Annotated in this window: 16 protein-coding genes and 1 pseudogene; 10 read left to right on the top strand and 7 right to left on the bottom strand. The window is 71.6% G+C overall.

Translation table 11 applies throughout. From position 1 onward, the window contains the following. The first annotated feature begins 90 nt into the window (after window positions 1-90). From ACFY0U_RS19665 to ACFY0U_RS19650, 4 genes and pseudogenes are all read left to right on the top strand, one after another. Complete coding sequence (locus tag ACFY0U_RS19665) at window positions 91-489, top strand: 6-carboxytetrahydropterin synthase (protein WP_171142241.1); 399 nt, start codon at window positions 91-93, stop codon at window positions 487-489. Next, complete coding sequence (locus tag ACFY0U_RS19660) at window positions 486-1,676, top strand: glycosyltransferase family 4 protein (RefSeq protein WP_388637049.1); 1,191 nt, start codon at window positions 486-488, stop codon at window positions 1,674-1,676. The genes ACFY0U_RS19665 and ACFY0U_RS19660 overlap by 4 nt, the downstream gene beginning before the upstream one ends. Continuing rightward, complete coding sequence (locus ACFY0U_RS19655; RefSeq protein ID WP_388637046.1) at window positions 1,673-2,713, top strand: class I SAM-dependent methyltransferase; 1,041 nt, start codon at window positions 1,673-1,675, stop codon at window positions 2,711-2,713. The genes ACFY0U_RS19660 and ACFY0U_RS19655 overlap by 4 nt, the downstream gene beginning before the upstream one ends. Then, a pseudogene (locus ACFY0U_RS19650) lies at window positions 2,710-3,906 on the top strand (lysylphosphatidylglycerol synthase transmembrane domain-containing protein); the annotation flags it as partial. The gene ACFY0U_RS19655 and the pseudogene ACFY0U_RS19650, both read left to right, overlap by 4 nt. Before the next feature lie 86 nt (window positions 3,907-3,992). Here the strand turns inward: ACFY0U_RS19650 and ACFY0U_RS19645 are convergent. Beyond that, on the bottom strand, window positions 3,993-4,763 hold the full coding sequence (locus tag ACFY0U_RS19645) for a creatininase family protein (protein WP_388637043.1): 771 nt from the start codon (window positions 4,761-4,763) through the stop codon (window positions 3,993-3,995). Between the two features lie 41 nt (window positions 4,764-4,804). Here ACFY0U_RS19645 and ribA point away from each other — a divergent pair, with 41 nt between their 5' ends. The 4 genes from ribA to ACFY0U_RS19625 all read left to right on the top strand — a co-directional run bounded on the left by ribA (window position 4,805) and on the right by ACFY0U_RS19625 (window position 8,879). After that, window positions 4,805-5,464, top strand: coding sequence for a GTP cyclohydrolase II (gene ribA / locus ACFY0U_RS19640; protein ID WP_365411134.1), 660 nt, complete (start codon window positions 4,805-4,807; stop codon window positions 5,462-5,464). Window positions 5,465-5,528: 64 nt separating this feature from the next. Further along, window positions 5,529-6,674, top strand: coding sequence for an NAD(P)/FAD-dependent oxidoreductase (locus ACFY0U_RS19635; RefSeq protein WP_388637039.1), 1,146 nt, complete (start codon window positions 5,529-5,531; stop codon window positions 6,672-6,674). Further along, window positions 6,671-7,732, top strand: coding sequence for a saccharopine dehydrogenase (locus tag ACFY0U_RS19630; RefSeq protein WP_388637036.1), 1,062 nt, complete (start codon window positions 6,671-6,673; stop codon window positions 7,730-7,732). The genes ACFY0U_RS19635 and ACFY0U_RS19630 overlap by 4 nt, the downstream gene beginning before the upstream one ends. Then, window positions 7,725-8,879, top strand: coding sequence for a saccharopine dehydrogenase family protein (locus tag ACFY0U_RS19625; RefSeq protein ID WP_388637033.1), 1,155 nt, complete (start codon window positions 7,725-7,727; stop codon window positions 8,877-8,879). Before ACFY0U_RS19630 ends, ACFY0U_RS19625 begins: the two co-directional genes overlap by 8 nt. Here ACFY0U_RS19625 and ACFY0U_RS19620 read toward each other — a convergent pair whose 3' ends face one another. Beyond that, complete coding sequence (locus ACFY0U_RS19620) at window positions 8,880-10,106, bottom strand: serine hydrolase domain-containing protein (RefSeq protein WP_388637030.1); 1,227 nt, start codon at window positions 10,104-10,106, stop codon at window positions 8,880-8,882. A 482-nt stretch (window positions 10,107-10,588) separates the two neighbouring features. On the opposite strand from ACFY0U_RS19620, the gene ACFY0U_RS19615 reads away from it, so the two are divergent. Then, window positions 10,589-11,038, top strand: a complete 450-nt coding sequence (locus ACFY0U_RS19615; protein WP_388637028.1) for a PPOX class F420-dependent oxidoreductase — start codon at window positions 10,589-10,591, stop codon at window positions 11,036-11,038. 70 nt (window positions 11,039-11,108) lie between these two features. On the opposite strand, the gene ACFY0U_RS19610 is transcribed toward ACFY0U_RS19615, so the two are convergent. Beyond that, entirely contained in the window at window positions 11,109-12,299 is a 1,191-nt protein-coding gene (locus ACFY0U_RS19610; protein WP_388637025.1) for an MFS transporter, read from the bottom strand. A 318-nt stretch (window positions 12,300-12,617) separates the two neighbouring features. Between ACFY0U_RS19610 and ACFY0U_RS19605 the strand changes: the two genes are divergently transcribed. Then, entirely contained in the window at window positions 12,618-13,028 is a 411-nt protein-coding gene (locus ACFY0U_RS19605; RefSeq protein WP_388637022.1) for a VOC family protein, read from the top strand. Between the two features lie 69 nt (window positions 13,029-13,097). Here the strand turns inward: ACFY0U_RS19605 and ACFY0U_RS19600 are convergent, their stop codons facing one another. From ACFY0U_RS19600 to ACFY0U_RS19585, 4 genes are all read right to left on the bottom strand, one after another. After that, window positions 13,098-15,485, bottom strand: coding sequence for an ATP-binding cassette domain-containing protein (locus ACFY0U_RS19600; protein WP_388637019.1), 2,388 nt, complete (start codon window positions 15,483-15,485; stop codon window positions 13,098-13,100). Between the two features lie 100 nt (window positions 15,486-15,585). Next, a complete protein-coding gene (locus ACFY0U_RS19595) occupies window positions 15,586-15,993 on the bottom strand; it encodes a VOC family protein (RefSeq protein ID WP_388637016.1) in 408 nt (135 codons plus the stop codon). A gap of 264 nt (window positions 15,994-16,257) precedes the next feature. Next, a complete protein-coding gene (locus ACFY0U_RS19590) occupies window positions 16,258-17,598 on the bottom strand; it encodes an MFS transporter (RefSeq protein ID WP_388637013.1) in 1,341 nt (446 codons plus the stop codon). A 198-nt stretch (window positions 17,599-17,796) separates the two neighbouring features. Further along, entirely contained in the window at window positions 17,797-18,462 is a 666-nt protein-coding gene (locus ACFY0U_RS19585; protein ID WP_388637010.1) for a TetR/AcrR family transcriptional regulator, read from the bottom strand. Between the last annotated feature and the right edge of the window lie 75 nt (window positions 18,463-18,537).

Below are 18,537 nucleotides of genomic sequence, written 5' to 3'. Positions count from 1 at the left end.
AACGCGAGGAAGCGAGGAGCCGTACTACTCGGCATCCCCGCCGGCGATCAGCCGGGGGGATCAGACGTGCCGCACCTGGAGGGTCGTCCGTTGTTCAGTGTCACCGTCCGCGATCACATCATGATCGCCCACAGCTTCCGCGGCGAGGTCTTCGGACCCGCACAGCGCCTGCACGGAGCGACGTTCCTCGTGGACGCCACCTTCCGGCGGGAGCAGTTGGACGACGACAACATCGTCGTCGACATCGGACTGGCCACGCAGGAACTCGGCGCTGTCGTCAGCGAGCTGAACTACAGAAACCTCGACAACGAACCCGACTTCGCCGGGATCAACACGTCGACGGAGTTCCTGGCCAAGGTCATCGCCGACCGGCTCGCCGAACGGATCGAGAAGGGCGCGCTCGGCGAGGGCGCCCGGGGCATCGCGGCGATCGCCGTCACCCTGCACGAGTCGCATGTCGCGTGGGCCAGTTACGAGCGTGCGCTGTGACCGACGTGACCCTGGAGAAGGCCCCGCAGCCGGCCCTGGGCTATGTGCCCGTGCAGCATTCCTCTCTGAAGAACGCGGACATCGTCCCCATGTCTCTGCGCTCCGTGCACTTCGTCATGCCGGGCGGTGTCGACGACCCGGCCGCGCCGAGCGGCGGCAACGCCTATGACCGGCGCGTGAGTCTGGACCTGCCCGGCTTCGGCTGGCAGGTCCACAAGCACGCGGTGGCGGGCGAGTGGCCCCGGCCGGGCGCCGCGGCCCGCGCGGAACTGGCGAGCGTGCTGCGGGGGTTGCCGGACGACACCGTGGTCCTCATGGACGGCCTGGTCGCCTGCGGCGTCCCGGAGATCGTCGTCCCGGAGGCGGAACGGCTGCGGCTCGTGGTCCTCGTCCACCTCCCGCTCGGTGACGAGACCGGCCTCGAACCGGTCCTGGCCGCAGAGCTGGACGCCAAGGAGCGCGCGGTGCTCCGCGCGGTCCCCGCGGTCGTCGCCACCAGCGACTGGGCGGTCCGCCGCCTGGTCTCCCATCACGGCCTCGCCCCCGACCGGGTCCATGTCGCCGCCCCCGGCGCCGACATCGCCCCCCTCGCCTCCGGCACCGACGGCCTCTCCCGGCTGCTGTGCGTCGCCGCGGTGACACCCCGCAAGGGACAGCACCGCCTGGTGGAGGCGCTGGCGGCGGTCCGGGACCTGCCGTGGAGCTGCGTGTGCGTCGGCGGCCTCGGCCACGACCCCGAGTACGTGGCCGACCTGCGGTCCCTGATCGCGAAGTACGGCCTGGAACACCGGCTGCACCTGGCCGGACCGCAGGCCGGCGCCGAACTCGACGCCAGCTACGCCGCCGCCGACCTGATGGTCCTCACCTCCTACGCCGAGACCTACGGCATGGCGGTCACCGAGGCCCTCGCCCGCGGCATCCCCGTGCTGGCCACCGACGTCGGCGGCCTGCCCGAGGCGGTCGGCCGCGCCCCCGACGGCGGTGTGCCCGGCATCCTCGTCCCGCCGGAGGACCCCGCCGCCCTCGCCGCCGAGCTGCGCGGCTGGTTCGGCGAGGCGGACGTACGACGCCGGCTCAAGGCGGCTGCCCGGGGCCGGCGGGCCGCCCTGGACGGCTGGGCGACCACGGCCCGCAGCCTGGCCGGAGTACTGGGCCGACTGCCGAGCGAACCCAGGAGGGCGGCATGAGGAAGACGGCTACGACGACACAGCGCGGGGGAAAGATCCCGGCGCAGGCGGGACCGCGGGACGTGGCAGGGATGGAGCCCAAGACGGCCGGGGAGACCCCGGCGTCCTCGAAGTCCGCCGACGCGGAGTCCGTGATCCCCGGCGCCGGCCCCGCCGTACGTCCCGGTGAGCGGCCCACCGTACGGCTGCGCGAGGACGGGCCCGAGGAGCAGCCCCGGTACGCGCCCGAGTGGCTGGAGCTGCGGGAACCCGCGGACGCGGGCGCGCGGTCGCTGGATCTGCTCGACCCGTTGCGGATCCGGCTCGCCAACCTGCCCGGCAAGGCCGGGGTGGTCGTGCACGACCTCGGGTGCGGTACCGGGTCGATGGGCCGCTGGCTCGCGCCCCGGCTCGACGGCCCCCAGCACTGGGTGCTGCACGACCGCGACCCCTACCTCCTGCACTTCGCGGCCGTCGCCTCCCCGCGGGTCGCCGCGGACGGCAGCCGGGTCACCGTGGAGACCCGGCGCGGCGACGTCGGCCGGCTGACTCCGGACGCCCTCGCGGGCGCGTCCCTGGTGACGGCCTCCGCGCTCCTGGACGTCCTCACCCGCGAGGAGATCGAGACCCTCGCCGCCGCCTGCACCGGTGCCGGCTGCCCGGCCCTGCTCACGCTCTCGGTGGCAGGCCGTGTCGACTTCACCCCGTCCGACCCGATGGACGCCGAGATCGCCGAGGCGTTCAACGCCCACCAGCGGCGCTCGGGCCTGCTCGGCCCGGACGCGATCACGGTGGCCTGCGAGGCCTTCTCCGAACTGGGCGCGACGGTACGGCTGAACCCGAGCCCCTGGCGCCTGGGCCCCGCCGAGGCCGCGCTCACGGCCCAGTGGCTGCGCGGCTGGGTCGGCGCCGCGGTGGAACAGCGCCCGGAGCTGCGCGAGCGCGCGGACCGGTACCTCCGGGCCCGTCTGGAGGCCTGCGAGGCGGGCGAGCTGAGCGTGGTCGTCCACCACACCGACCTGCTGGCACTGTCCCGGCCGACGGGCGGGGCGGCATGAGCGTGGAGACGGTACGGGCGGCCCACGCGGGCCTGCGGGGGCCGGGCCGGCGCAGGCGGTGGGCCGGGCGGGCCGCGGTGATCCGGGGGCGCGGCCGCGTCGCGGTGACGCCGGTGGACGCGACCGTGTCCGTGACGGGCGTGGCCGACTTCCCGGCCCGTACGTCGGTGGAGGAGCGGTACGCCGACACGGTGACCGGCGGGGCGCCCGCCGGGGCCGGCGCCGCCACCGTCGCCCTCCCGCCCGTCAAGGCCGTCCCGCCGCCGCCCGTCGCCGTCTCCGAGGACCGCATCGGCGTGATCGTCGCCGCGCCCCGGCCCGACACCGCTCCGGCCGCCCCCGGCGTCTCCAGCGACCCCGGCGTCTCCTGGTGGCGAAACGTTCTCGCCCGTCTCAAGTCCCCCGCCGTGCGCACCCACGTGGGCAGCGCCGTCGGCGTGGTCATCCTCGCCGTCCTGCTGTGGCGGCTCGGCACCGGCGTCTTCCTCGACGGGTTGCGCCGGATCGACGGGGCGACCCTGCTCGCCGCGCTCGGGATCGGCGTGGTCACCACCGTCTTCAGCGCCTGGCGCTGGCAGCTGGTCGCCCGGGGCCTGAGGATCCGGCTGCCGCTCGGTGCGGCCGTGGCCTCCTACTACCGGGCCCTGTTCCTCAACGCCGCCCTGCCCGGCGGCGTGCTCGGCGATGTGCACCGGGCGGTGCGGCACGGGCGCAGCACCCAGGAGCTCGGGCGCTGTGTGCGGGCCGTCGTCCTCGAACGGGTCGCCGGACAGGTCGCGTTGGCCGTCATCGGCGCCGCGGTGCTGCTGACCATGCCGTCACCGGTGCTCTCCCAGGCCCGCCATCTCGCGCCGCTGCTCATCCTCGCCACGCTGGGCGCGCTGGCCGTCGTACTCGCCCTGCGGATGAACCGGGCGCCCTCACGGGCCGGCAAGGCGCTGCGCGAGGCCCGCGAAGGTCTGCTGTCGCGGCGGAACGGGCCCGGTGTCGCGCTGTCCTCCGTCGTCGTCCTCGCCGGGCATCTCGCGATGTTCGTGCTCGCCGCCCGCGTCGCCGGTTCCGCCGCCTCCGTCGCCGTCCTGCTGCCCATCGCGGTGCTCGCCCTGCTCGCCATGGGCCTGCCGCTCAACGTCGGCGGCTGGGGTCCCCGCGAGGGCGTCACCGCCTGGGCGTTCGGCGCCGCCGGGCTGGGCGCCGGCAGCGGGCTGGCCGTCGCCGTCGTCTACGGGGTGCTCTCGCTCGCGGCCAGCCTGCCGGGCCTCGTCGTCCTGCTCGCCCGCTATCCGCGCGTCGAATCGCCGTCGGAGGTGAGCAGTGAGAAATACGCGCCGAAGGAATCCGCAAGGCTCGCGAGCAGCGCCTTGCCCTTTTCCGCCGAACCCAGCGAAGGACGGCCGATGACACCGGAATCGGTATAGGCGGACATACCGAGGGTGAGCAGATGACGTCGGTCGTCGGCGATGAAATCGGAGGTCTCATAACCGGGTCGGACGAATTCGGGATGAGCGTGCAGAAGGATGGAGGTCTCGATTTCCCCCGCATGCATGTCGGTGAGCAGCGAGGTGACCACCCCCGCCCGCTCCCGGGCCGCCTCCCAGTCCTCCGGGGCCGGGAACAGGGCCATTCGCTCACCGCGGGCGGAGGATTCCTGAACGACGTTGCCCAGTACGTAGTTTCCGCCGTGCCCGTTGACCACGACCAGGGTCTCGACGCCGGAGCGGCGGAGCGAAGACGCTATGTCCCGTATCACCGAGTGAAGGGTCACCGAGGAGATGCTGACGGTTCCCGCCCACGCCGCGTGCTCGTGCGAGCAGGAGATCGTCACGGGAGGGAGCAGGTGTACCGGGTACGCCGCGGCGATCTCCCGGGCGACGGCGCAGGCGACGAGCGTGTCGGTCGCCAGCGGAAGGAACGGGCCGTGCTGCTCGAAACTTCCGACGGGAAGGACGGCGATCTGTCGTGAGACACCCGCGCCCCGCGTCCGTACGTCTTCCGTGGTGTCCGCCGGCAACGTAGCGTGCTCCGCCGACCGCGTTTGCGAACCACTCATTCTTTCACGGCCTTTCGTCTCTTCTTAGGAACTCGAGAATCATGACAGAAAAAGTTGGCGTACTCGGCAAGAAGACTCCACAGCGCACGGGCGTGGAACGCGTTGTGAATGCTCCGCTGCCCACCGTGTACGGTGAATTCAGGGCGGTCGGTTACCTCGACCACGATCGCGGTGACGAGCAAGTCGCCCTGGTCTACGGCGAGATCGGCACGGACGAGGTCCTCACCCGGCTGCACTCGGAATGCCTGACCGGTGACGCCTTCGGTTCGAGGCACTGCGAGTGCGGCGAACAACTCGACTCGGCGCTGCGGGCCGTCGTCGCCGAGGGCAGCGGCATCGTCGTCTACCTGAGGGGCCACGAGGGCCGCGGCATCGGACTGCTCGCCAAGCTGCGCGCCATGGCCTTGCAGGCGGAGGGCCTGGACACCGTCGAGGCGAACCTCGCCCTCGGTCTGCCGGTGGACGCCCGCGACTACGGGGTCGCCGCCGGGATGCTGCACGACCTGGGCGTGCGCTCGGTGCGGCTGATGTCCAACAACCCGGACAAGCGCGAGGCGTTGGTGCGCCACGGCATCGAGGTCGCCGAGACCGTGCCGCTGCTGATAGCGCCCTGCGAGAGCAACATCACCTATCTGCGCACCAAGCGCGAACGGCTGGACCACCACCTGCCGCATCTGGACGCGGTGGCCCACCTGTCCTGATTACGGGCACCGGAGCCCGGACAGGAAGAGGGGACCGGCCCCGACACCCCTGGGAGGCTCGCCCGTGCAGACGCAGGCAAACGCCGTTGTGATCGGCGGCGGAGTGATGGGCGCGAGCATCGCCTACCACCTCGCCGCCGCCGGTGTCCGCGACGTCGTCCTCGTCGAACGCGACGAACTGGCCTCCGGGTCCACCTCGAAGGCGGCCGGAGGGGTGCGGGCCCAGTTCTCCGACAGCCTCAACGTGCAGCTCGGCGCGCGCAGCCTGGAGGCGTTCGGCCGGTTCCGGGAGGAGATCGGCCACGACATCGGCCTGCACCGCGTCGGCTATCTCTTCCTGCTGTCGACGCCCGAGGACGTGGCCTCCTTCGAGGCGGGGGTACGGCTCCAGAACTCCCTCGGCGTGCCCAGCCGCATGCTCACCCCGAAGGAGGCCCGCAGGCTCTCCCCGCTGATCGGCACCGACGGGCTGCTGGCCGCCGCGTACTCACCGGACGACGGCCACTGCACCCCCGAGGCCGTCGTCCACGGCTACGCCTCCGCCGCCCGCGCCCTGGGCGCCCGCGTCCTGCGGCACACCGAGGTCACCGGCATCACCGTGCGGGACGACATCATCAGGGCCGTCGAGACGACGCTCGGCACCATCTCCACCGACACGGTGATCTGCGCGGCCGGCGCCTGGTCGCGCGCGGTCGGGCAGATGGTCGGCGTGGACCTGCCCGTGGAGCCGCTGCGACGCCAGATCGCGGTCACCGAGCCGGTCCAGGGCCTGCCGCCCGACCTGCCGATGACCATCGACTTCAGCAGCACCCTCTACTTCCACCGCGAGGGCCCCGGCCTCCTCCTCGGCATGTCCGACCCCGACGAGCGCCCCGGCTTCGCCACCGACACCCACGACCGCTGGATCCCCCGCCTCGCCGCCGCCATGGAACACCGCGCCCCGTCCCTGCTCGACCTGCGCCGCACCGGCGGCTGGGCGGGCCTGTACGAGGTCACCCCGGACCACAACGCCCTGATCGGCGAGGCGACTTCGGTATCCCGTTTTCTGTATGCGACCGGCTTCTCCGGACATGGCTTCCTCCAGGGCCCGGCCGTCGGCGAGGTCGTCCGTGACCTGTGCCTGGGCCGCGTACCCTTCGTGGACGTCAGCCCGTTGAACGCCGGCCGTTTCGCGGCCGACGCCCCGCGCCCGGAGGCCAACTGCGTATGACCGAGCTCCACCTGTGGCTGCGCCACGAGGACCGACCCACCGAGCGGCGCACACCGGTCGTGCCGTCCGACGCCCGCAGGCTCGTCGAGAGCGGGGTGACCCTGACCGTCGAGGAGTCCCCGCAGCGGATCTTCCCCGTAGAGGCGTACGAGGCGGTCGGCGCCCGGGTCGCGCCCACGGGATCGTGGGTGTCGGCCCCGTCGGAGGCGGTCGTCCTCGGTCTGAAGGAACTCCCCGAAGAACCAGCCGAGTTGAGGCACCGGCACATCTTCTTCGGGCACGCCTACAAGCAGCAGCCGGGCGCCGAGGACCTGCTGCGCCGGTTCGCCGCCGGGGGAGGGGCACTCCTGGACCTGGAGTACCTGGTCGACGACCACGGGCGCCGGCTGGCCGCCTTCGGCTACTGGGCGGGCTATCTGGGCGCGGCTCTGGCGGTGCTCCAGCACCGGGGCCGGCTCGTCGCGCCGCTCACGCCCACCTCGAAGGAGGAGCTCGACGAGATCCTGCGGCCCGTCGCCGGGGACGAGGAGTTCACCGCGCTCGTCATCGGCGCCCTGGGCCGCAGCGGACGCGGCGCCCGCGTCGCCCTTGAGGCCGCCGGGCTCGACCCCACCTGCTGGGACCTGGAGGAGACCCGCGACCTGGACCGCCGGGCCCTGCTGGCGCACGACGCGCTGGTGAACTGCGTCCTCGCCACCACCCCGATCCCGCCGTTCCTCCGCGAGACGGACCTGGACGACCCCGCCCGCCGGTTGCGCACCGTCTCCGACGTCACCTGCGACGTCGGCTCACCCCTGAACGTGCTCCCGGTCTACGACCGCACCACCGAGTGGGACGAGCCGGTACGCCGGCTCCGCAAGGAGCCCCCGCTCGATCTCATCGCCATCGACAACCTGCCGTCCTTGCTGCCGAAGGAGTCCAGCGAGGGCTTCTCGGGGCAACTGCTGCCGTTGCTGCTGGACTTCGGGACCGGCGGCCCGTGGGGACGCTGTCTGGACCGGTTCCATGAGACCTGCCGGGAACTCGGCATCGTAGAAGGGGAGTCGCGGGATGTCTGAGCTGGTTCCGGCGAGCGGCACCGTCCACTGGATCGGCACCGGGCTGTCCACGGGCAGCGGTCTGGCCCGGGTGTGCGGCACGGCCGAGCGGGTGCGGGTGTGGCACCGCACCGAGGAGCGCGCGGCCGAGGCCCTCGACCGGCTGGGCCTCACCGGCCGCGCCGCGCCCCGTGCGTACGGCCTCCCGGCGCTGACGGCCGAACTCGCGCCCGGGGACGTCGTCGTGTCGATGCTGCCCGCCTCCGAGCACGCCGGGATCCTGGCGGCGTGTGTCGCGCAGAAGGCGCACTTCGCGTGCTCCAGTTATGTGTCGGACGCCGTGCTGGAACAGGTGCCCGCGGCCCTCGCGGCCGGGATCGTCGTCCTCACCGAGGCCGGGCTCGACCCGGGCATCGACCACCTCTTCGCGCACAGCCTCGTCGCCCGCGCCCGGGACGCGATCGGCGAGGGCACGGCGGCCTCGTACCGTCTCACCTCCTACTGCGGCGGCATCCCCGCGGTGCCCAACGACTTCCGGTACCGCTTCAGCTGGGCACCTCTCGGAGTCCTCAACGCCCTGCGCTCGCCCGCCCGTTACATCGAGGACGGTGCCGAGACCACCGCCGCACGTCCGTGGGAGGCGACCCGGCGGCATGTCGTCGACGGGGAGGGCTTCGAGGTCTATCCGAACCGCGACAGCGTGCCGTTCGTCGAGCAGTACGGGATGCCGCCCGCCTGGAAGGCGCGGTCCTTCGTGCGGGGCACCCTGCGACTGGAGGGGTGGCTGCGGGCCTGGGAGTCGGTGTTCGAGGAGCTCAAGGGCGGTGACGACGCCCGGATCGCCGCGCTGGCACGGGAGCTGGCGGCGACCTATCCGACCACGGACACCGACCGGGACCGGGTCGTCCTCGCCGTGTCGCTGGATGTGCACGGACCGGCGGGGCAGGCGTGGTCGGGCAGCTATCTGCTGGACCTGGTGGGGGACGAGGAGGAGAGCGCGATGGCCCGCTGCGTCTCGCGCACCCTCGCCCTCGGTGTGGGCCACGTCCTGGACGGCTCGCTGCCGCCCGGCCTCAACCGGGCCGCGGAGACGGCGGCCCGGTCGGAGGAATGGCTGCGCGAACTCGCTCTGGAGGGCGTGGAGTTCACACTGCGCGTCGACGCCTGATCAGTCGACCACGGCCTCGTGCACCAGCCGCCTGAGGTCCGGGTTGAGCCTCAGGGTCTTCGGCCGTACCTGGGTGTAGAACTGCACGGTCAGGTCGCGGCTCGGATCGACCCAGAAGGTCGTGGAGGCGGCTCCGCTCCAGCCGAACGTGCCCGCGCTCGTGGGCGCGAGCGTGCGGGCGGGGTCGATCACCACGGAGACGCTGAGACCGAAGCCGACCCCGTCGTTGTTGGGCTCGTCATGGGCCGGTCTGCTGCCGAAGGCGCGCAGGTCGGCGCCGCCGGGAAGGTGGTTCCTGGTCATCAGGTCCACCGTCCCGGGGGCGAGCAGACGGGTGCCGTCGAGTTCGCCGCGGCGGCGCAGCATCTCCATGAAGCGGTGCATGTCGTGCGCGGAGGCCGCCATGCCGCCGCTGCCGGAGAGGAACCGGGGCCGGCCGCGCAGCGGGAGTCCGGGGATCGGCTCGATGCCGCCGTCGTCCTTCTCGCCGTACAACTCGGAGAGTCTGACCGCCTGTTCGTCCGTGACGCTCAGGCCGGCGTCGGTCATGCCGAGCGGTCCGAAGACCCGCTCGGCGAAGAAGGCGTCCAGCGGCTGCCCGGACACCACCTCGATGACCCGGCCGAGCACATTGGAGGCGACCGAGTAGTTCCACTGCGTGCCCGGCTCGAACTGGAGCGGCAGGCTCGCGTACACGTCGACCGTCTCGGCCAGGGTGGAGCCCGGCACCACGGACGACTCCAGATCGGCCTCGCGGTACAGGGCGTCGACCGGGTGGCAGTGGTAGAAGGCGAAGGTCAGGCCTGCCGTGTGGGTCATCAAGTGCCGTATCAGCAGGGGATGTTCGGCCGGGCGAGTGACCATGTCGGCGCCCGAGCCGCTCTCGTACACCCGTGCGTCGGCGAAGGCGGGCAGATGCCGGGCGACCGGGTCGTCCAGCGACAGCTTCCCCTCCTCCATCAGGATCAGCGCGGCCACCGCGGTGACGGGCTTGGTCATCGAGTAGATCCGCCACAGGGTGTCCGCCTCGACGGGGAGCCCGGCGGCCAGGTCACGGTGACCGTGGGCCGTGAGGTGGGCGACGCGGCCGCCGCGGGCGACGGCCACGAGGAAGCCGGGCACGCGTCCCTCGTCGACGTAGTGGGCGAAGTGCTGGTCGAGGCGGTCCAGCGCCTTCACGTCCAGCCCGACCTCACCCGGGTCGACTTCCTGCCGCAGCTGTGCCATCGCTCTCCTCCGCTCGCGTTCGTCGAGGTGCGATCCGGCATACCCCGCCGCGACGACCTCAGACCTCATCGTCGCGCAGGAACCCGCGAACGATCGCCCGGTCGACCTTGATCGGTGATCGTGGCACGGAAACCCGCCGCCGGCACCGCACCCGCCTGCGCGATCACGGCGAACGTGACGAGGGACACCTCCGCGGCGGCGAGGGCCCACCCCGTGATGCTGCTCCACTGGACCTGGGCGAGGGAGGCGTCCAAGTCCCGTTGCAGGGTGGGCTGGGCGATGGTGAGGACCGTGCCGTGCAGATTCGCCTACAAGGACCCGGCGCCGAGACGGGCGTCCGCGTCCGGGCGGGCCAGGGCGACCAGCTCCACCAGGCGGCCGAAGAGCAGCAGGCTGGACGCTGTCTACCGAGCAGGAGCAGACAGCGTCCACCCGTTCCCGGTCCGGGAATGCGCGCGCCCCGGGGGCCGGTTGACCCAGGCATGACTCAGGACGCGACTCAGAACGCACTGCTCGGGCTCCTCTCCGAGGGCCACGGCGGGGTGCTGGTCACCCTCAAGCGCGACGGCCGGCCCCAGCTGTCGAACGTCAGCCACGCGTACTACCCCGACGAGCGGATCATCCGGGTCTCGATCACGGACGACCGCGCCAAGACCCGCAATCTGCGCCGCGATCCGCGGGCGTCCTACCACGTGACCGCCCCGGACCGATGGGCCTACACGGTCGCCGAGGGGACGGCCGAGCTCACTCCGGTCGCGCAGGACCCGTACGACGAGACGGTCGAGGAACTCGTCCGGCTGTACCGCGACGTCCTGGGCGAGCACCCCGACTGGGACGACTTCCGGGCCGCGATGGTCCGAGACCGGCGGGTGGTGCTGCGGCTGAAGGTGGAACGGGCGTACGGGATCCCGGCGGGGACCAACCGGGGCTGAGGCCCCGGGGTCGCGACCGGCTCGGCGTCTTGACGGCGGTCCTGCCCTCGTGGGTGGGGCAGGCTGCCCCTCACTTGCCGCCGCGCCGGTCCGAGAACCCGTGCGCACGCGCCCCCAGCACGACCGCGAACACCGGCACGAGCAGCACCAGCACGCTCCACGGGAACGCCGTCGCGCCGAACAGCCCGAGCAGCACCCCGCCGAGCGCCCCGCCGCCCGCCATCGCCGCGTTCCACAGGGTGACCAGCATCGCCTGGGCGGCGTCGGCCTGCTCACCGCCCGCGTCGGCCACCGCGGTCTGGAGCAGCGTGGGCGCGCCGCCCCAGCCCAGGCCCCACAGGGCGGCGGCGACATACACGAAGGCCTGGCTGTCGGCGAGACCGGCCAGCAGTGCGGCCGCCGCGCCGACCAGCAGGGTGCTCGCCACCGTCAGCGCCCGCAGCCGGCGGTCGATGTGCGCGCCGACGATCCAGATGCTCACCAGCGAGGCACCGCCGAACACCAGCAGCACCAGGTCCGTCGAGCCGCCGAGGCCGAACCGGTCCAGAAACGTGGCGATGTAGGCGTACAGCACCGTGTGCGCGAGCACGAACACCAGCGTCACGAAGAGGACCGGCACGACACCCGGCACCGCGAGGACCCGCGCCGTCGGGACCCGGCGGCCGGGCTCCTGGCCCGGCCGGTCCGGCACCAGCAGCGCGATCCAGCCGAGCAGCACCACGGCGATCACGCTCATCAGCGCGAACGCCGTCCGCCAGCCCAGCGCCCCGCCCAGATACGTCCCCGCGGGCACCCCCACCGACAGCGCCACCGGCACGCCGGTCATCACGACCGCGACGGCCCTGCCCTGGAGCCGGTCGGGGACGAGCCGGCGGGCGTAGCCGGCCAGCAGGGCCCAGGCGAGCCCCGCGGCCACGCCCGCGACGAACCGGGCCGCCATGGTGAGGGCGTAGTGCGCGGAGAGGGCCGTGACGGTGTTGGCCACGGCGAAGCCCGCCATCGCCGTGAGCAGCAGCCGCCTGCGCCGCCAGCCGGCCGTCGCCGCGGACAGCGGGATCGCCGTGAGCGCGGTGCCGACCGCGTAGACGGTCACCGCCTGCCCCGCCGCCGACTCGCTCACCCCGAGGTCCCCGCTCATCGCGGGCAGCAGACCCGCGGGGAGCGTCTCGGTGAGGCTGGTGACGAAGACGGCGGTGGTGAGGGCGAGGAGAGCGGGCAGCGGGAGGGACTCCGCGCGGGGGGTCGTGTCGGTGGTCGTCATGGAGCGAGGGTCGGTCCTGACACTGGTGTCAGGTTCAAGTGCGGTCCCTCGACGGGCCGTTGTCCCCGCGCGTACCGGCCGCCCCTGAATCCGGCCGGTACGCGCGGAGCCCTCCCCCCGGACCGGCTGCGCGTGACGAGAGTCTGTTCTTTTCTGCTCGTTCCGGCCGATGTTCTTGCCGAAAACGTCAACTGTCAACGGGGTGGAGCGGTTCGCACGGTCCTAGGACCCGGGGCGCAGGGCGGACGACCGATGGTTTCGCGATCACGCGGTGCCTAGGCTGGCGGAGGAGAAGCCGCAGCTCAGGAAGAGGTCACGATGCCGGTCGACGGCCGCAGCCACATCCGTATCGCCCGCCCGTCCCGCGACCTCGCCGCGGCCGAGCGATTCTGGGCCGACGGGCTCGGCCTGGCCGTCGTATGGCGGGCCCAGGGCGGCACCGAACCGGGCCACCACGACCTGCTCATGCTCGGCTGGCCCGACGCCCACTGGCACCTGGAACTCGTCCACGAGCCCGCGCATCCCGTCGCACCCCGGCCCACCGAGGAGGACCTCCTGGTCGTCTACGTCGACGGTCCCGTGCCCCAGGACCTGGTCACCCGACTCGAACAGCACGGCGGCAAGCGGGTCCCCTCGCCCAACCCCTACTGGAACGAGTGGGGCGTGACGATCGAGGACCCGGACGGATACCGGCTGGTGCTGTGCGAGCGGGCGTGGTCCAACTCGTAGGGCGACGGGACCCGCTCGTGGCGGGACCGGCCCGGTTCGAAGCGGGCCGGTCCTCACTCGTGGGCCCGGTCAGGCCCCGACATACTCCGCGAGATGCTGGCCCGTGAGCGTGGAGCGGTCCGCGACCAGCTCTGTCGGGGTGCCCTCGAAGACGATGCGGCCGCCGTCGTGGCCGGCGCCGGGGCCGAGGTCGATGATCCAGTCGGCGTGGGCCATGACCGCCTGGTGGTGCTCGATGACGATGACGGACTTGCCGGAGTCGACCAGCCGGTCCAGCAGGCCCAACAGCTGCTCCACGTCGGCGAGATGGAGTCCGGTCGTCGGCTCGTCGAGGATGTAGACCCCGCCCTTCTCGCCCATGTGCGTGGCCAGCTTCAGCCGCTGCCGCTCACCGCCGGAGAGGGTGGTCAGCGGCTGGCCGAGGGTGAGGTAGCCCAGCCCGACGTCCGCGAGCCGCTCCAGGATCTTGTGCGCGGCCGGCGTACGGGCCTCGCCCGCGCCGAAGAACTCCTCCGCCTCGGACACCGGCATCGCGAGCACCTCGCTGATGTCCCGGCCGCCGAGGTGGTACTCCAGCACGGCCGCCTGGAACCGCTTCCCCTCGCACTCCTCGCACGTGGACGCCACCCCGGCCATCATGGCCAGGTCCGTGTAGATGACGCCCGCGCCGTTGCAAGTGGGGCAGGCGCCCTCGGAGTTGGCGGAGAACAGGGCCGGCTTCACCCCGTTGGCCTTGGCGAACGCCTTGCGGATCGGCTCCAACAGCCCGGTGTACGTCGCCGGGTTGCTGCGCCGCGAGCCGCGGATCCCCGTCTGGTCGACCGTGACCACACCGTCCTGCCCGGACACCGAGCCATGGATCAGCGAGCTCTTGCCGGAACCGGCGACCCCGGTGACGACGACCAGCGCGCCCAGCGGGATGTCGACGTCGACGTCCCGGAGGTTGTTCGTGCCCGCGCCGCGCACCTCCAGCACCCCCGACGGCTCCCGCACCGAGGGCTTCAGCGAGGCCCGGTCGTCCAGGTGCCGTCCGGTGAGCGTGTCGCTGGACCGCAGCCCCTCGACGGTGCCCTCGAAGACCACCTCGCCGCCCGCGGTGCCGGCGCGCGGACCGAGGTCCACGACATGGTCGGCGATCTCGATCGCCTCCGGCTTGTGCTCCACGACCAGCACGGTGTTGCCCTTGTCGCGCAGTTGCAGCAGCAGTTCGTTCATCCGGCGGATGTCGTGCGGGTGCAGACCGATCGTCGGCTCGTCGAAGACGTACGTCACATCGGTGAGCGAGGACCCGAGGTGGCGGATCATCTTGGTGCGCTGCGCCTCACCGCCGGACAGGGTGCCCGAGGGGCGGTCGAGGCTGAGATAGCCGAGCCCGATCTCGACGAACGAGTCCAGCGAATGCCCCAGCGCGGCCAGTAGCGGAGCCACCGACGGCTCCTTCAACTCCCGGACCCAGTCGGCCAGATCGTCGATCTGCATCGCGCAGACGTCGGCGATGTTCTTCCGCTTGATCTTCGACGCCCTGGCCTCCGCGCTGAGCCGGGTGCCGTCGCACTCGGGACAGGTCTGGAAGGTCACCGCGCGCTCCACGAAGGCACGGATGTGCGGCTGGAGGGCGTCGACGTCCTTCGACAGGAAGGACTTCTGGATCTTCGGGATCAGCCCTTCGTACGTCAGGTTGATCCCCTCGACCTTGATCTTGGTCGGCTCCTTGTGGAGCAGGTCGTGCAGTTCGCGCTTGTTGTACCTGCGGATCGGCTTGTCCGGGTCGAAGAAGCCGCAGCCCCGGTAGATACGGCCGTACCAGCCGTCCATGCTGTAGCCGGGGATCGTCAGCGCGCCCTCGTTGAGCGAGAGACTGTCGTCGTACAGCGCCGACAGGTCGAAGTCACTGACCGAGCCCATGCCCTCGCAGCGCGGACACATGCCGCCCAGCCGGTGGAAGGTCGCCTTCTCCGCCTTGGTCTTGCCGCCGCGCTCCACGGTGATCGCACCGCTCGCCGACACCGAGGGCACGTTGAACGAGTACGCGTTGGGCGGGCCGATGTGCGGCTTGCCGAGCCGGCTGAAGAGGATGCGCAGCATCGCGTTGACATCGGTGACCGTGCCGACGGTCGAGCGGGCGTTGGCGCCCATCCGCTCCTGGTCGACGATGATCGCGGTCGTCAGCCCGTCCAGGACGTCGACCTCGGGCCGCGCCAGCGTCGGCATGAAGCCCTGGACGAAGGCGCTGTACGTCTCGTTGATCAGCCGCTGCGACTCCGCGGCGATGGTGTCGAACACCAGCGAGCTCTTGCCCGACCCGGAGACGCCGGTGAACACCGTCAGCCTGCGTTTGGGGATCTCGATGCTGACGTCCTTGAGATTGTTCTCGCGCGCGCCGTGCACGCGGATCAGATCGTGGCTGTCGGCGGGGTGCGACGCGGGCGGCTGGGGGGTCGTCCTCTTGGTGGCCATGCTGACTGTTCTCCATCGTTCGGCTCGATCTCACCGGCTCCGAGCATGAGAGGCTGATTCTGCTGCGGGAACCAAGCGTTCCGCGTCGTTTCGAGTCCGTTCAGTTCCGTTCCTGGATACGGACCAGATTGCCCGCGGGGTCACGGAAGGCGCAGTCACGCACGCCCCACGGCTGCTTGATCGGCTCCTGGACCACATCGGCGCTCGCCTGCAACCGGTCGAACACGGCGTCGAGGTCGGCGGTGGCCAGGACGACGCTCGCGTACGTGCCCTTGGCCATCATCGCGAAGATCGTGCGGTGCTCGTCCTCGGTGAGGTCGGCATCGACGCCGGGCGGGTGCAGGACGACCGACGTGTCGGGCTGACCGACGGGACCGACCGTGATCCAGCGCATCGAGCCCTTGCCGACATCGCCGCGCACCTCGAAACCGAGGAGATCACGGTAGAAGGCCAGCGCGGCGTCCGGGTCGTCCTGCGGGAGGAAGCTCGCGTGAAGGGTGAGGTCCATGCCCCTCACGCTAGGCGCGGTCCCGGGACGGGCGCTTCTCGAAAACTGACGGGCCGGTGGCGGTCTGGTCGTGGCGGAGTCGGAGGAGGGCTACGGCTGGTGCGGGCCGGAGCTGTCGAACGACCTGTGGTGCCGAGGCGCGCCGACCCGGGCACCCTTCCGTCCCACGTCGTCGGCGTGCCCGAGCGGCACCCCGCTCACCGGCATACCGGAGTCCCCGGAGCCCTTACGGCGTCCGGGGACTCGGGAGTCCTGGCGGAGGGATCAGGCGGTCACGGTCTCCCGCTCCGCCGCCTGCTTCGGCGTGCGCTCGCCGAGCCGCTCCGTCGGGATCTTGTGGGTCTCGCGGGCCGTGAGGGCGGCGATGACCGGCGGGACGCACAGGGCGGCGGTGAAGAAGGCGACCGCCGACCAGTCGCTGCCGTCGGGACCGGCGATCTGTGCGGCGAAGGTGACCGCGAAGCCGGCGACGGCGAAGCCGATCTGGGTGCCGATCGCCATGCCGGACAGGCGGACGCGGGTCGAGAACATCTCGCCGTAGAAGGAGGGCCACACCCCGTTCGCGGCGCTGTAGACGACACCGAAGGTGACGATGCCCAGCAGCAGGGTCAGCGGGTAGTTGCCCGTGGAGATCGCCCAGAGGTACAGGAACATCATGACCGCGCTGCCCGCGGCGCCGATCAGATAGACCGGGCGGCGGCCGATGCGGTCCGAGAGCGTGGCCCACGCCGGGATCGCGCCGAGCGCGACCAGGTTGGCCAGCGCGCCCACCCACAGCATCGAGGAACGGCTCATGCCCACCGAGTCGCTGGTGGCGTACGCCAGCGCCCAGACCGTGAAGATCGTCGAGACCGAGGCGATCAGCGCACCCGCGATCACCCGCAGGACGTCCGCCCAGTGGTTGCGGGCCAGGAACGCGAGCGGCATCTTCACGACACCCTCGGAGGCGGTCTGCTGCTCGAAGGCCGGGGTCTCCTCCAGCTTGCGGCGGATGACGTAGCCGACGACGGCGACCGCGATGCTCAGGAAGAACGGGATCCGCCAGCCCCAGGACAGCAGCTGGTCCTCGGGGAGCGCGGCGATCGGGATGAAGGCCAGCGTGGCGAGCAGCTGGCCGCCCTGGGTGCCGCTGAGGGTGAAGCTGGTGAAGAAGCCGCGCCGGTTCGACGGCGCGTGTTCGAGCGTCATGGAGTTGGCGCTCGCCTGCTCACCGGCCGCGGAGATGCCCTGGAGGATCCGGCACAGCACCAGCAGGACCGGTGCGAGCGTGCCGACCTGGTCGCGGGTGGGCAGACAGCCGATGAGGAAGGTCGACAGACCCATCAGGATCAGGGTGAAGACCATGACCTTCTTGCGGCCGACCTTGTCACCGAAGTGGCCCAGGAAGAGCGCGCCGATCGGCCGGGCCGCGTAGGCCACACCGAACGTGGCCAGCGAGAGCAGGGTCGCGGTGGCCGGGTCGGACTTGTCGAAGAAGATCTCCGGGAAGATCAGCGCGGCCGCGCTGCCGTAGATGAAGAAGTCGTAGTACTCCAGCGCGCTGCCGATCCAGGCGGCAGTGGCCGCCTTTTTCGGCTGCCCGACGGCTTCGGCGGGGACGGACACGAGCGTGCTCCTTCGAGGGAACTCCAACGTATGCGGAGTGAGCGGCGGGGGAGAAGTGCCTGAGCCCTGGGGTGCTGGGTCGGCCGCGCTGGGGTCCTCGGGGCTGCGGTTAATTAACCCACTAGGTAGTTAGTAGCGCTTGGGTAGGGATGTTGCGCCCGCGTTTCCCGCGTGTCAAGAGGTCGTGCCAAAGGATCTTCAGTCCGCGATGCGCTCCGCGGTCAGGTACGCGATCACCATGTCGCCCAGCATGTTCCGGTAGTGCTCGCGCTGCGCGGGGTCGACGAGGTCGCGGCCGAACAGGGCACCGAAGGTGTGCCGGTTGGCGACCCGGAAGAAGCAGAACGAGCTGATCATCGCGTGCAGGTCGACGGCGTCCACGTCGGCCGTGAACAGGCCGGACTTCTGGCCCGACTCCAGGATCCGGCGGATCACGTCCAGAGCGGGCGAACTGATCTTGCCGAGCTTCTCGGAGGCGGCGATGTGCTCGGCCTCGTGGATGTTCTCGATGCTGACCAGGCGGATGAAGTCGGGGTGCTGCTCGTGGTGGTCGAAGGTGACCTCGGCGAGCTTGCGGATGGCCGCGACCGGGTCCAGATGCTCGACGTCCAGCTCCTGCTCGGCCTCGCGGATCACGCCGTACGCCCGCTCCAGGACGGCCGTGAACAGCTGCTCCTTGCCGCCGAAGTAGTAATAGATCATCCGCTTCGTGGTGCTGGTGCGGGCGGCGATGTCGTCGACCCTGGCCCCCGCGAAGCCGACCCGGGCGAACTCGCGGGTCGCGACGTCCAGGATCTCGGCCTTGGTGCGCGCGGCGTCACGGGTGCGCCCGTTGGGTCGTGCCGGTTCTTCGACGCTGGTCATCGAGTTCCTTCGGGTGTGCGGCCAGTGCCGCGATTCTAGAAGCCCACCTGCCGCACGGGAGGGGTCAGGGCTTCC

Origin of the sequence: Streptomyces sp. NPDC001536, from assembly GCF_042894505.1 — a bacterium.
Taxonomy (GTDB): domain Bacteria; phylum Actinomycetota; class Actinomycetes; order Streptomycetales; family Streptomycetaceae; genus Streptomyces.
Note: the sequence above shows the minus strand (reverse complement) of the source record. Positions and strands in the feature narration are given on the sequence as shown.

Bases quoted from the DNA above. Each gene is read 5' to 3' on its own strand.
- ACFY0U_RS19655 (WP_388637046.1), top strand. From the start codon at position 1,673: ATGAGGAAGACGGCTACGACGACACAGCGCGGGGGAAAGATCCCGGCG.
- ACFY0U_RS19645 (WP_388637043.1), bottom strand. From the start codon at position 4,763: ATGAGTGGTTCGCAAACGCGGTCGGCGGAGCACGCTACGTTGCCGGCG.
- ribA (WP_365411134.1), top strand. From the start codon at position 4,805: ATGACAGAAAAAGTTGGCGTACTCGGCAAGAAGACTCCACAGCGCACG.
- ACFY0U_RS19630 (WP_388637036.1), top strand. From the start codon at position 6,671: ATGACCGAGCTCCACCTGTGGCTGCGCCACGAGGACCGACCCACCGAG.
- ACFY0U_RS19625 (WP_388637033.1), top strand. From the start codon at position 7,725: ATGTCTGAGCTGGTTCCGGCGAGCGGCACCGTCCACTGGATCGGCACC.
- ACFY0U_RS19620 (WP_388637030.1), bottom strand. From the start codon at position 10,106: ATGGCACAGCTGCGGCAGGAAGTCGACCCGGGTGAGGTCGGGCTGGAC.
- ACFY0U_RS19615 (WP_388637028.1), top strand. From the start codon at position 10,589: ATGACTCAGGACGCGACTCAGAACGCACTGCTCGGGCTCCTCTCCGAG.
- ACFY0U_RS19610 (WP_388637025.1), bottom strand. From the start codon at position 12,299: ATGACGACCACCGACACGACCCCCCGCGCGGAGTCCCTCCCGCTGCCC.
- ACFY0U_RS19605 (WP_388637022.1), top strand. From the start codon at position 12,618: ATGCCGGTCGACGGCCGCAGCCACATCCGTATCGCCCGCCCGTCCCGC.
- ACFY0U_RS19600 (WP_388637019.1), bottom strand. From the start codon at position 15,485: ATGGCCACCAAGAGGACGACCCCCCAGCCGCCCGCGTCGCACCCCGCC.
- ACFY0U_RS19595 (WP_388637016.1), bottom strand. From the start codon at position 15,993: ATGGACCTCACCCTTCACGCGAGCTTCCTCCCGCAGGACGACCCGGAC.
- ACFY0U_RS19585 (WP_388637010.1), bottom strand. From the start codon at position 18,462: ATGACCAGCGTCGAAGAACCGGCACGACCCAACGGGCGCACCCGTGAC.